Origin of the sequence: Pseudomonas fluorescens (assembly GCF_000967965.1) — a bacterium.
Classification (GTDB): Bacteria; Pseudomonadota; Gammaproteobacteria; order Pseudomonadales; family Pseudomonadaceae; genus Aquipseudomonas; species Aquipseudomonas grandcourensis.
The window spans coordinates 46398-59652 of record NZ_LACC01000004.1; the positions used below are offsets into that span (position 1 = coordinate 46398).

Annotated in this window: 11 protein-coding genes; 5 read left to right on the forward strand and 6 right to left on the reverse strand. The window is 60.0% G+C overall.

Annotated features, from left to right (window positions below; genetic code table 11):
* Positions 1-58: 58 nt before the first annotated feature.
* The 3 genes from VC35_RS02590 to VC35_RS02600 all read right to left on the reverse strand — a co-directional run bounded on the left by VC35_RS02590 (position 59) and on the right by VC35_RS02600 (position 2865).
* Complete coding sequence (locus VC35_RS02590; RefSeq protein WP_046037608.1) at positions 59-1210, reverse strand: TDT family transporter; 1152 nt, start codon at positions 1208-1210, stop codon at positions 59-61.
* Between the two features lie 105 nt (positions 1211-1315).
* Positions 1316-1627, reverse strand: coding sequence for a cupin domain-containing protein (locus tag VC35_RS02595; RefSeq protein ID WP_046037609.1), 312 nt, complete (start codon positions 1625-1627; stop codon positions 1316-1318).
* A gap of 47 nt (positions 1628-1674) precedes the next feature.
* Complete coding sequence (locus tag VC35_RS02600; RefSeq protein WP_046037610.1) at positions 1675-2865, reverse strand: MFS transporter; 1191 nt, start codon at positions 2863-2865, stop codon at positions 1675-1677.
* A gap of 148 nt (positions 2866-3013) precedes the next feature.
* Here VC35_RS02600 and VC35_RS02605 point away from each other — a divergent pair, with 148 nt between their 5' ends.
* Both VC35_RS02605 and VC35_RS02610 read left to right on the forward strand, forming a co-directional pair.
* Positions 3014-3550 (forward strand): TetR/AcrR family transcriptional regulator, encoded by a 537-nt coding sequence (locus VC35_RS02605; RefSeq protein WP_046037611.1) that lies wholly within the window; start codon positions 3014-3016, stop codon positions 3548-3550.
* Between the two features lie 230 nt (positions 3551-3780).
* Positions 3781-7251 carry a hybrid sensor histidine kinase/response regulator gene (locus VC35_RS02610; RefSeq protein ID WP_046037612.1) on the forward strand — a complete coding sequence of 1157 codons (3471 nt, stop codon included), beginning with the start codon at positions 3781-3783 and terminating at the stop codon, positions 7249-7251.
* 52 nt (positions 7252-7303) lie between these two features.
* On the opposite strand, the gene VC35_RS02615 is transcribed toward VC35_RS02610, so the two are convergent.
* Positions 7304-8668, reverse strand: a complete 1365-nt coding sequence (locus VC35_RS02615) for a DNA recombination protein RmuC (RefSeq protein WP_162252406.1) — start codon at positions 8666-8668, stop codon at positions 7304-7306.
* Positions 8669-8843: 175 nt separating this feature from the next.
* Positions 8844-9167, reverse strand: coding sequence for an SEL1-like repeat protein (locus VC35_RS02620; RefSeq protein ID WP_080925238.1), 324 nt, complete (start codon positions 9165-9167; stop codon positions 8844-8846).
* 1008 nt (positions 9168-10175) lie between these two features.
* Between VC35_RS02620 and VC35_RS02630 the strand changes: the two genes are divergently transcribed.
* The 3 genes from VC35_RS02630 (at position 10176) to VC35_RS02640 (ending at position 12583) form a co-directional block, all read left to right on the forward strand.
* Positions 10176-10400 (forward strand): hypothetical protein, encoded by a 225-nt coding sequence (locus VC35_RS02630; protein WP_007898912.1) that lies wholly within the window; start codon positions 10176-10178, stop codon positions 10398-10400.
* A gap of 276 nt (positions 10401-10676) precedes the next feature.
* Entirely contained in the window at positions 10677-11159 is a 483-nt protein-coding gene (locus VC35_RS02635; RefSeq protein ID WP_046037615.1) for a hypothetical protein, read from the forward strand.
* Positions 11160-11305: 146 nt separating this feature from the next.
* Positions 11306-12583, forward strand: coding sequence for an OmpP1/FadL family transporter (locus VC35_RS02640; RefSeq protein ID WP_046037616.1), 1278 nt, complete (start codon positions 11306-11308; stop codon positions 12581-12583).
* 89 nt (positions 12584-12672) lie between these two features.
* Here the strand turns inward: VC35_RS02640 and VC35_RS02645 are convergent, their stop codons facing one another.
* On the reverse strand, positions 12673-13224 hold the full coding sequence (locus VC35_RS02645; protein ID WP_046037617.1) for a glutathione peroxidase: 552 nt from the start codon (positions 13222-13224) through the stop codon (positions 12673-12675).
* Positions 13225-13255 lie beyond the last annotated feature (31 nt).

The following is a 13255-nucleotide window of genomic DNA, read 5'->3' on the forward strand; positions in this document are numbered from 1 at the left end:
GATTCTTATTGGATTATCAAAAGTCGATCCAGGCCACACCTTACCTAATCTTTGCCGGTTATTTCTTCAATCCGGCAATGCACGGCGAGACAAACAGCTCACCGCGCCAGGCGCCCAGCACCGTGCGCTTGCCGACGATCAGCCACATCACCACCAGCAACGCCACCAGCACGCAGCCAAACACACTGAAGAACGTCAGGTTCAAGGTACTGGCCAGCTTCAACGTCGCCAGAGAATAGACGCCCAGCGGGAAAGTGAAGCCCCACCAGCCGAGATTGAAGGGAATGCCGGCACGCAGGTAGCGCGCAGTGATCAGCAACGCCATCAGCATCCACCACAAGCCGAAACCCCACAGGGTGATGCCGGCTACCAGACCCAGTCCTGCAGCAATCTCTCCGACTCCCGGCATACCGTTGGCCGCGAAAATCAGCGGTGCATCGCCGCCCAGTACCAGCATGCCCAACGCACCGGTGCCGATCGGGCCAAGGGCCAGCCAGCTCGAGGCGGCCATGTTTTCGTGAGGCAACTTATGCAGAGCCATGCGCAGCAACAGAATGGTCAGGATGCTGAAGGCCACCGGCAGGGAAAACGCCCAGAGCACGTAGCTGGTCACCAGCACCACCAGTTGCGAATGAGCGTCGGCCAAGTGCGGCGCCAACAGCCCCCCGCTGGCGGCCGCCACTTCTGCCGCGACCACCGGCAACAGCCAGACCGCTGTCATCTGGTCGATGCTGTGCTCCTGACGGGTGAACATCATGTAGGGAATCAGCACGCCGCAGGCCAGCGACATGGCCACATCCAGCCACCACAGCACCTCGGCGACGTGAATCACACCTTCGCCCCAGCGCGGCAGGCCAAACACCAGGAAGCCATTGATGATGGTCGCCAGGCCCATGGGGATGGTGCCGAAAAACATCGAAACCGTGGAGTGGCCGAAAATCCGCCGCGCTTCGTCGAAAAACAGTACCCAACGCGCCGTGTATACCGCCGTAAACAGCAGGAACAGAGCGATATTGAACAGCCAGAGGGCTTCGGCAAAGGCGTGCAAGGCAGGCATGGCGACCGGCAATTGCGCCAGTGCCAACGCCAGCACGCCGGTGCCCATGGTGGCCGCGAACCAGTTGGGGGTGAACTGGCGGATCACCTCGCGGGGATGTTGCAAGTGACTGAAAGGTTTGATTCCGGGCTTGATGCTATTGGCGCATGTCATGGCGAACTCCTGTCCTCTCGTGAGGTAGAGCCCATGTTAGATCTGAATAGAATATCTATATAACGGGTAATATCTCTATATCTTATCGATATTACCTATATGCGATCAGACACTTCCTTCCGATTCGACCACCAATATCCGAGCCGGCCCTACCGGATGCGCCACATGCTCAGTGCCAACCGAGGCATAAAAAATGTCACCGACCTCCAGCAAAGCTTCCCGCTCCACCCCATCTTCGCGATAACGCATCTGCACCTGGCCATCGAGCACCACGAACACTTCCTCGCCATCGTTGACGTGCCACTTGTAGGGCTGATCGGTCCAGTGCAGCCGCGTGGTGATGCCGTTCATGCTGGCGATGTCCAGCGCGGCCCAGGCACGCTCGCCAGTGAACGATTTGCTGCGGATGATTTTCATGGTCCGATCCTTCGAGTGAGCTGAGAGGGGCCAAGGCTAACTCAATTTTACCGGTTGGCCTCGCAGGCCCTGACCGAACGTGATCGCAGTAAACCCGCCATTGCACTGAGGGCCAGCACCATCAGCACCGCACAATAACCATCGGTCGTTGCCACCAGACCAAAGGTCCGCGCCAGGTTGCCGGCCAGCAGCGCCGGCAGGCAGAACGCCAGATAACTCAGCGCGTAATACGCCGACATCAACCCGGCGCGCTCATGGGGCAAGGCCAGCGGCACCAGACTGCGTACCGCCCCGAGGAAACCGGCGCCGAAGCCACAACCGGCGACCAGCGTGCCGAGGAAAAACAGCGGCAAGCTGGCGCTGTGCACACCCAGTAGAATCAGGACAACTCCCGCCGGCAACGAACTGGCGCCCAGTTGCAGCGCCTTGGTCGCCGCCTGATTGCGCAGGGTGTAAATCATCAGGGCGCCGGTCACCGTCAATGCGGCGACGGTCGCCCCGCCAATCAGGTTCGAGGTTGAACCGGTCGCCGTACGCACCAGTGAAGGTGCCAGCGACGCGTAGAATCCGCCCAGCGCCCAGGTCGCCGTGTTGAGCGGCAACACCCGCCACAACGTTGCGCGCGCCTGGACAGGCACATGCAGGGTGGGTCGCAATGATGCCCAAGCTCCGGACTGGCGCGTGACGCTCTCCGGCAAACGCCAGACAAATACGGCCTGCATCGCGAACAGAACAAGTAACAGCCAATAGGTCAGGTGCAACGGCGCCGGGGCAAACTCGGCCAGCAAACCGCAGCCCATTCCACCCAGGGCCATGCCGAGCAAGGGCGCGACGCTATTGACCAGTGGGCCTTGCTGGCGATCGGTGTCCAGCAAGGTTGCACTCAACACGGCGGTTGCCATGCCGGTGGCAAACCCTTGCAGGACCCGGGCACTGATCAGCCACGCAACGCTGTCGGCGTAGATAAACAGCAACATCGCCAGGATGTTCAGCAGCACCGCCGTAAAGATCACCGGTTTGCGCCCCAGGTAATCCGACAGCGAGCCGACCGTCAGCAACGCCGCCAACAGGCTGAGGGCGTACACGCCGAAAATCAGGGTCAGGGTCGCTGCCGAAAACTGCATCTGTTCCTGATACAGGTGATACAGCGGCGTCGGCGCAGTGGAGGCCGCCAGGAAACTGAGCAAGGTAACGGCCAGAAACCACAGGCTGGCTCGGTTTGAATGAGAACTGGACATGGGCACACTCCGCAAAAGCTAACTTTTCGCTTTTGCGGAGTGTGCTACTGGATCCCTCTTAAAGCAAATTCTTTGTGTTAAGGTCCGAAACATGACTTTCAGGACCGGGTGCCAGCCGCAAGACCCGGTGCAATACAGGAAACACAAGATGACAGCTCCCACATTACGCCCCGGTGGCCGTAGCGCCCGGGTACAAGAGTCGATTCATTCGGCCGTGCGCCAACTCCTCGAGGAACAGGACCGCGCCAGCGTGACGGTGCCGCAAATTGCGGCGCGCGCGGGTGTCACCCCGTCCACCATCTATCGACGCTGGGGCGATGTGTCGGCGCTGCTGGCCGACGTCGCCCTCGCCCGCATGCAGCCCGACAACGAGCCGGCCAATACCGGCAGCCTTCACGGTGACGTGCGGGCGTGGGCCGAGCAGTACCTGGACGAGATGAGCTCCGAGCCCGGCCGCAACATGCTGTGCGACGTGCAGGCGGCGCTGAAGCCGAGTTATTGCGCGACCATTATTGGCGGGCAACTTCAGACGATTCTGGATCGCTATCCAAATGAGCCCAAGCCCGGTGTCGATCACCTGATCAATCTGATCGCCGCGCCAACGGTGTTTCGCATCCTGTTTTCCGAGGCACCGCTTGAGGTCGAAGAGTTGCATCGGTTGATCGAGATCGCATTCAGTCAGTGAGGCCCCCATCGTCGGAACGCCGCCCGGACCAAGCTCGCTCCCACAGGGGACGGCGAACAAAGGGCAAATGTGGGAGCGAGCTTGCTCGCGATGGGGCCGGTTCAGGCACTGCAAATCCTCCTGCGACACCCCACCACGCCACGACCTTGGTCGACACTGACTAACGCTGGCGGTCGTGCGAGACTGTTTGTCCGGGCGGGAGGCCCGGGAGCCTTTTGTCTGGAGTCCCCATGTCGCTGTCCACCGGGCTGATTGCCGTCGTCGCCCTGGCCTATATGGCCATCATGTTCGCCATCGCCTTCTATGGCGACCGTCGCAGCGCGCCCTTGCCGCCGCGTGTGCGGGCCTGGGTGTACAGCCTGTCGCTGGCGGTCTATTGCACCAGCTGGACCTTTTTCGGCGCGGTGGGCCAGGCCGCCGAACAGCTCTGGTCGTTCCTGCCGATCTACCTCGGGCCGATCCTGTTGCTGGTCGGCGCGCCGTGGGTCCTGCAAAAAATGGTGATGATCAGCAAACAGGAAAACATCACCTCGATCGCCGACTTCATCGCCGCGCGCTATGGCAAATCCCAGTCGCTGGCGGTGGTAGTGGCGCTGATTTGCCTGGTTGGTGTGTTGCCATACATTGCGCTGCAGCTCAAAGGCATCGTGCTCGGTGTGAACCTGCTGATCGGTGCCGGCGCCGACGCCATGGGCACCCGTGCCCAGGACACCGCGCTGATCGTGTCGCTGGTGCTGGCGCTGTTCACCATAGTCTTCGGTACCCGCAACCTCGACGCCACGGAGCACCACCGCGGCATGGTGCTGGCCATCGCCTTCGAATCATTGGTGAAGCTGTTCGCGTTTCTCGCCGTCGGCGCCTTCGTGACCTACGGCCTGTACGACGGTTTCGACGACCTCTTTGACCAGGCCATGTTGGCGCCGCGACTCGAACAGTACTGGAAGGAAACCATCAACTGGCCGTCGATGGTGGTGCAGACCGGTGTGGCGATGATGGCGATCATTTGCCTGCCACGGCAGTTCCACGTGACCGTTGTCGAGAACATCGACCCTCAGGATCTGCGCCTGGCCAAGTGGGTATTCCCGGCCTACCTCGCCCTCGCCGCTTTGTTTGTCGTGCCGATCGCCCTGGCCGGCCAGATGATGCTGCCCAGCTCGGTGTTGCCGGACTCGTTCGTCATCAGCCTGCCCCTGGCCCAGGCGCATCCGGCGTTGGCCCTGCTGGCATTTATCGGTGGCGCATCGGCGGCCACCGGCATGGTGATCGTGGCCAGCGTGGCGCTGTCGACCATGGTGTCCAACGATATGCTGCTGCCCTGGCTGCTGCGTCGCAACAACGCCGAGCGCCCGTTCGAAGTGTTCCGCCAGTGGATGCTGTCGGTGCGCCGCGTCAGTATCGTGGTCATTCTGCTGCTGGCCTACGTCAGTTATCGCCTGCTGGGCTCGACCGCCAGCCTGGCGACCATTGGCCAGATCGCCTTCGCCGCCGTAACCCAGTTGGCCCCCGCCATGCTCGGTGCGCTGTACTGGAAACAGGCCAACCGCCGCGGTGTTTTCGCTGGCCTCGCCGCAGGCACCTTCCTGTGGTTCTACACCTTGATCCTGCCGATTGCCGCCCTTAGCCTCGGTGTGTCCTTGAGCACGTTCCCGGGGCTGGCCTGGCTGCACAGCAATCCACTGAACCTGCCGATCACCCCGCTGACCCAGGGCGTGGTGCTGTCGCTGGCAGGCAACTTCACGCTGTTCGCCTGGGTCTCGGTGCTGTCGCGCACCCGGGTTTCCGAGCACTGGCAGGCGGGCCGCTTCATCGGCCAGGAAATCAGCGCTCGCCCCAGCGCACGCTCGATGCTTTCAGTGCAGATCGACGACCTGCTGCAACTGGCGGCACGCTTCGTCGGCGAAGAACGTGCCCGTCAAAGCTTTATCCGCTTTGCCTATCGCCAGGGCAAGGGCTTCAACCCGAACCAGAACGCCGACAGTGAATGGATCGCCCATACCGAACGCTTGCTGGCCGGCGTGCTCGGTGCTTCCTCGACCCGCGCGGTGGTAAAGGCCGCCATTGAAGGCCGGGAGATGCAACTGGAGGACGTCGTGCGCATCGCCGACGAAGCCTCGGAGGTACTGCAATTCAACCGTGCCTTGCTGCAAGGCGCCATCGAGAACATCACCCAGGGCATCAGCGTCGTCGACCAGTCGCTGAAGCTGGTGGCCTGGAACCGCCGATACCTGGAGCTGTTCAACTACCCGGACGGCCTGATCAGCGTCGGCCGGCCCATCGCCGACATTATTCGCCACAATGCCGAGCGCGGACTGTGTGGCCCCGGCGAAGCCGAAGTGCACGTCGCGCGTCGCCTGCACTGGATGCGTCAGGGCCGCGCGCATACCTCCGAGCGCCTGTTCCCCAATGGTCGGGTGATCGAGCTGATCGGCAACCCGATGCCGGGCGGCGGCTTCGTCATGAGTTTCACCGACATCACCGCGTTCCGCGAAGCAGAGCAGGCGCTGACCGAAGCCAACGAAGGCCTGGAGCGACGGGTCACCGAACGGACCCACGAATTGTCGCAGCTCAACGTTGCCCTGACCGAAGCCAAGGGCACCGCCGAGGCGGCCAACCAGTCGAAGACCCGTTTCCTCGCAGCCGTCAGCCATGACTTGATGCAACCGTTGAATGCGGCACGGCTGTTCTCCGCCGCCCTCTCCCATCAAGACGATGGGTTGTCCGGCGAAGCGCAGAAACTGGTCGGGCACCTGGACAGCTCGCTGCGCTCGGCCGAGGACTTGATCAGCGACCTGCTGGACATTTCCCGCCTGGAAAACGGCAAGATCAACCCTAATCGCCAGCCATTCGCCCTCAACGAACTGTTCGACACCCTCGGTACAGAGTTCAAGGTGTTGGCGCGAGAACAAAAACTGGAGTTCCGGGTTCGCGCAAGCACGTTGCGGGTCGACAGCGACATCAAACTGTTGCGGCGGATCCTGCAGAACTTCCTGACCAACGCTTTCCGCTACGGCAAAGGGCCGGTGCTGCTGGGGGTTCGCCGACACCAGGACCAACTGTGCCTGGAAGTCTGGGACCGTGGGCCAGGTATTCCGGAAGATAAACTGCAGGTGATTTTCGAAGAGTTCAAGCGCCTCGACAGCCACCAGACACGAGCCGAAAAAGGCCTCGGCCTGGGGCTGGCGATTGCCGACGGGCTATGTCGCGTGCTCGGTCATACCTTGCGCGTACGCTCCTGGCCGGGACGCGGTAGCGTGTTCAGCGTCAGCGTGCCGCTGGCCCGGGCGCAGACCGCTGCGCCGGTCAAGGTCGCCGAACTCAATGGCAAATTGCTCAATGGCGCACAGGTGCTGTGTATCGACAATGAAGACAGCATCCTGATCGGCATGAACAGCCTGCTCAGCCGCTGGGGTTGCCAGGTCTGGACCGCGCGCAATCGCGAGGAATGCGCCGCGTTGCTTGACGAAGGCATGCGCCCGCAATTGGCGCTGGTGGATTACCACCTCGATCACGGCGAGACCGGAACCGATTTGATGGCGTGGTTGCGCACGCAAATGGGCGAGCCGGTTCCGGGGGTGGTGATCAGCGCCGATGGCCGGCCAGAGACGGTCGACCTGGTGCATGCCGCGGGGCTGGATTACCTGGCCAAACCGGTGAAACCGGCGGCGTTGCGGGCGTTGTTGAGCCGGTACATACCGTTGTAGCGCGGCAGCTAACGCTTGCCCCCTCGCCACAGTAATCAGCAGTCGACCGGGGCTATTCCGGCAACTCGACCAACCCATCCACATCAGTCATCGCCCGCTCCAGCAAGTCCGCCGGCAGGCTCTTGCTCGCCCGCGCGCCCAGCAGCTTGAGTTGTTCACTGCGACTGACCAGGTTGCCGCGCCCCTCTGTCAGCTTGTTGCGTGCCGAACTGTAGGCCTTGTCCAGTTGCTGCAGGCGATTGCCGACTTCGTCCAGATCCTGAATGAACAGCACGAACTTGTCGTACAGCCACCCGGCCCGCTCGGCGATTTCCCGGGCATTCTGACTCTGGCGCTCCTGCTTCCACAGGCTGTCGATCACACGCAGGGTCGCCAGCAAGGTGGTGGGACTGACGATCACGATGTTGCGATCGAATGCCTCCTGGAACAGCGTCGGCTCAGCCTGCAACGCGGCCGAAAACGCCGCCTCGATCGGCACGAAGAGCAACACGAAATCCAGGCTGTGCAGGCCATCGAGGCGCTTGTAGTCCTTGCCGGCCAGGCCTTTGACGTGATTACGCAACGACAGCACGTGCTGCTTGATGGCGATCTGGCCGATGGCCTCGTCCTCAGCCGCGACGTATTGCTGATAGGCCGTCAGGCTGACCTTGGAATCGACCACCACCTGCTTGTCACCCGGCAGATAAATGATCACGTCCGGCTGGAAACGCTCGCCGTCCGGTCCCTTGAGATTGACCTGGGTCTGGTACTCGCGGCCTTTCTCCAGCCCCGCATGCTCGAGCACGCGCTCAAGAATCAGCTCGCCCCAGTTGCCCTGGGTCTTCTGCCCTTTCAAGGCGCGGGTCAGGTTGGTGGCTTCGTCGCTCAGGCGCAAATTCAGCTGTTGCAGGCGCTCCAGCTCCTTGGCCAGGGAGAACCGCTCACGGGCCTCGTTCTGATAGCTTTCCTCGACTCGTTTTTCGAAGGACTGGATACGTTCCTTGAGCGGATCGAGCAACTGCCCCAGGCGCTGTTGGCTGGTTTCGGCAAAGCGCTGCTCGCGCTCATCGAAAATCTTCCCCGCCAGCTCGGCGAACTGCGCGCGCAACTCGTCCCGCGAACCTTGCAGGTCGTTGAGGCGCTGCTGATGACTGTCCTGTTGCTCGCGCAATTCGGCGTTGAGCGACGCGGCCTGGGCATCCAGGCGGCGCAATTCGGCTTCTTTGCCGGCGCGTTCGATATTCCATGCATGGGCCGCATCCCGGGCGTCGTCGCGCTCGATCTGCAGCAATTCGACTTCACGACGCAGCGCAGCCAGATCAGCCTGTTTGGCAGCGTTGGCCTGGGTCAGGTCAGCCGCTTCATCGCGGCTGGATTCGAGCTGGGCATTCAAGCCGTCCTGCGCCAGTTGCGCCATGGCCAGGCGTTCTTGCAGCAGCGCGACATCCGCTTGCGTGGTGCTGGCCCGACGCTGCAGCTGCCAGGCCAATACCAGCAACGGCAACGCTGCCCCTGCCAGACCCAGCAATACGCTGGTCAAGTCCATTGCCATAGCCATTCCTGCCATTCGGATAAAGCCTGAAGGTTAACCAAGAGGTCCGGTCTTGGACAGCTCAGTCTTCGATCAGCCCCAGTTCCTGTTGAGCGCGGTGATCTCCTGCCCGAGCGGCCTGACGCAACAGGTCCTGACCGATCCGGCGGTCCCGGGCATTCCCGCATTCGCGGCACATCAACTGGCCAAGACGGCTTTGCGCAGCCACCACGCCTTCACGGGCCGGTTGCTTGAGCAGACGTCCGGCGATGTGTTTGACGTTACGGTTTTCGCCCAGATGCGGACTGTCCAACAGCCACTCCGCCACGCGCATGGAAAAGCGCTTGGTAGGGGCAACAGAGGGCGGTGTGGAGGAAGAGGAAACAGAGGCTGAGCGAAACTTCATAAAGCACTGTGGGGCAGATCAGAAGGCGCGCAACTTTACTCTCTTTTTCTTACAGGTAAAGCTGAAAATATCCCGGCACGCCCGTCCTAGAGCAAGCGCTCGGGACAATCCACAGAAGCTGTGGATAACTCAGTGGACAACCGCCTTCGAACCCGCTCAAAGCCCTGTGGAATGGGGCTCGCAGTCAAACTGACGATTTTTTCACCAGTAAAAAAAAGCGATGTTTTTCATTGACTTAAATTTTGGTTACAGGCAGCCATTACGCTTGAACGTGAGATGACAGCAGGGTGACAGACCGCGCAACTAATGTGCACAAGTGCCTTTGCGATGGTTATATCAACGCCCTTTTTCGGCGCATATTTTTGTCGTGCCTGGGGATAAGCCTTGGCAAACCCGGTGCCTGGACGGCTGCGTTGCTACAAACTTCGATGACCAGTGGTCGGTTTGTGTCCCGAAACAGGGCGTATCAATCCAGGGCCGCGTAGCTTTGTACGCACCTCTACGAAGGAAAAACAGCCCGATCAGGCACCTGCCGGGAAATTCTTTTCGCTAACACACTTCCATTGGCCAGTTCAATCCGTTAGTATCCGCGGCGTTAGTACCAAGCTGAAAGTCAATTCTGGTCGAACAAATCCCCCCGGTCAGCCTTCCCAACGGAAGCCTCCACCGAACAAGCGGGATCGACCACCTCGATGGTTTCCAGGTAAATCTTGCGCCAACACAACCTTTGAATCGAAAGCAAAGGGTGTTGCTCCGCCTGTCTACTCTGCTCGAACCAACCTGCAAATTGATCAGGATCTTCACCCCGGGCCCAGAACCTTTGCCCTTGATGTGTTGCCTGCCCTCCTAAGTACCTACCTGCCAGCCCAAGCGCGCCAACTTATCAGCGCTTCAAACTGGCTGCTTTGTTCCAGTCGGGTTCTTCGTTCGATCAATGGTGATCGACGTTACTGGAACGTTTTAACGTTGCACGGTTCTTATCCGTGTCATTTGTAGGAACACCCAATAATGTCTACTCAAATCCACACTCAGGATGCCATTCGCACCCTAACCAACGCTTTTGCACCAATGAACTGTCTGATCATGGCCGCTCGCAAAGGCTGCTTCAGCTTCACCCTGGTCAACGAACACGGTATCGCTCGTCACAGCGAACGCCTGTACCCCGATCAATACTCCAGCGCCGAGCCGCTGCAGGCCGTGATCGAGCGTACCCGTCAGGCACTGGTTGCCTGAAACGCCAGAAAGGCTGAAAAACCCAAAAGCCCTGCCCGAAAAGCGGGGCTTTTTATTGCCCGATATTTCCTTCCCCTCGAATCACGACTAAGCACGATCCGATATAACGGTTATAACTGGTCGCTGGAAATATTTTAAAAACAGGCCTTTACAGCGCGAATATGACACTACACTTCAACTCAAGCGGCTTGACCCGCTTGCGGCGAGCCTGAGTCGATTCACTGCTGCCAAGCCCCCTTTCAGGTATCGCCGTCCATTTCAGGTTTCGAGGGTTTTATGGGTATCGCTGCCAGCGAACTGTGCCGTTATGTGATTCGTCCGACCTTGATCTACCTCGGACGTCATAGCGCTACTGCCGAATCCCTGCTGCTGGGCATTGCCGCCAGCCAGTCCGCCCTTGGTTCCGCCCTGCATGACCGCCGTGGGCACGGCTTGTACCGCATTGCCGAGCCCCGCCACCAGGCCCTTTGGGACCACTACCTGGCCCTTGATCCGGACCGTGCAAGCCTGGTCCGCGGCCTGGCCAGCCAGCATGCGTTTCTCAGTGGCCCGCACCTCGAATTGACCGTCAACCTGCGTTACGCCACCGCCATCGCCTGGCTGCTGGTGGAAGAACAGAATACCCCCCTCCCCGCCCCTGATGATTTGCTGGGTATGGCCAGGATCTGGCGCCAGACATTTCAGCCCCAGGGACGTCTGCGTGATTTCACTTGCGCCTGGCAGACCTGTGTTTCACCGCTGAATCAGGTAGCCTGCTGACACCTCTGGATCCAAAGATCGCGCAACACGCCGCGAATCTGGTCGGATTGTCCTACAAAACCGCTCTAAATCAAGGCATACAGCCTATGGCGCCGGGACGAAAATGTTGGTAATTTTCGCCCCGGTGATCACCAGGAGTTCTAATAATGAAAAAAGTAATGCTCAAAACCACCCTTAGTCTCGCCGTTGCCATGGCATCCACCCAGATTTTCGCAAGTGGCTTTGCCATCAACGAACAAAGCATCAGCGGGATGGGTACAGGTTTTGCCGGGCGATCTTCCGCTGCCGATGACGCAAGTACAATTTTTGGCAACCCTGCCGGCATGTCCCGCATCAAGCGTGAACAAGTCACCGGCGGTGTTGCGATGCTTGATGCACACACTGACATCAGCCACGCAAGCTCCAGCCCGAACAGCGGCACCAACGACGGCGACATGGTTCCGTTCATCGCCGTCCCTATGGGCTACTACGTCAAGCCAATCGACGACAAGTGGACCTTCGGTGTGGGCGTGTACGCACCGTTCGGCCTGGTAACCGACTACGAAAACAACTTTGCCGGTCGTTACTTCGGTAGCAAGAGCGAAGTTAAAGTCGTCACCCTGCAACCGACCGTCAGCTACGCCTTCAACGACAAGGTCTCGGTCGGTTTCGGCCCAACCATCAACCACATCAACGGCACCCTGGAATCGAACCTGTCGATCCTCGCTGGTCCGCCGGATGGCAAGGTCAAGATCAAAGGCGACGACACCGCGCTGGGCTACAACATCGGTGTGCTGGTTCAAGCCACCGACAGTACTCGCGTTGGCCTGACCTACCACTCGAAAGTAAAGTACGAGCTCGAGGGTGACACCAAGGTCAACTACAACTTGCTGGGCCTGATCGGCCAGAACCCGAACCAGAAGTACGACGCTTCGCTGGACGTGACAACGCCTGAATCGGTGGACTTCTCGGTCACTCACCAGCTCGACGACAAGTGGACTCTTTACGCAGGCAGCACCTGGACCCGCTGGAGCCGCCTGAAAGAAATCACCGTTGAAAACAAAGGTGTTCCGGCTGTTCTGAACGGCCAGTTCGGCACCATCACCGAAGAACAGAACTGGCACGACACCTGGGCTCACGCCATCGGTGCGTCCTACCAGTTGAACAAGCAATGGGTACTGCGTACCGGTCTGTCCGTTGACCAGGCACCGACCAACAACGTCAACCGCTCCCCACGCATCCCGACTGGCGATCGCAAGATTTTCAGCGTGGGCGCCGGCTGGAGCCCGACCGACGATCTGACCATCGACCTGGCGTATTCGTACCTGCGTGAAGAGTCGGTCAATATCCACAACCGCAACGATGCCCCTCGTAACCAGACCTACGACGCCAAGTATGAAAACTCGGCAAACGGTTTCGGTCTCGGCGCGACCTACCGCTTCTGATGATTCATGGCGAGCCTGAACCACTCGCCCGCTGAATCAAAAAAGCCCCGTTCTCTGGTACAGAGGCGGGGCTTTTTAGTGGGTGCGGATCAAGGTTTTGAAGCCAGGGCTTGCTCCACAGCAGCAATGAACTCGGGATCATCGGGCTTGGTCAGGCTGGAAAAATTGGCGATCACCTTACCCTTGCGATCAACCACGTATTTGTAGAAATTCCATTTTGGCGCACTGCTCTGTTCGGCCAGCACCTTGAACAGATGGGTTGCGTCGGCGCCACGTACCGACTGCGGCTCGGTCATAGTGAAAGTCACGCCATAGTTGACGTAACAAACCTTGGCGGTTTCGGCGCCATCCTTTGACTCCTGCTTGAAGTCATTGGACGGAACACCCAGCACTTCCAGCCCCTGCCCTTTGTAACGCTGGTTCAGCGCCTCAAGGCTTTTGAACTGCGGGGCGAACCCGCAGAAGCTCGCAGTATTGACCACCACCAGCGGCTTACCTTCAAACCGTTGGCACAGGTCAATGGATTCCTTGGCGCGCAGCTTTTGAAGTGATCCTTGCAAAAGCTCCGGGCACTCGGCCGCGTAGGCCAGCCCGGTAAACGTCACCAGCAACGCGGGGACTGCAATCCAGCGCATCAGCATGTCGGTGCATCCTTGATAATTCGTCAAAAGC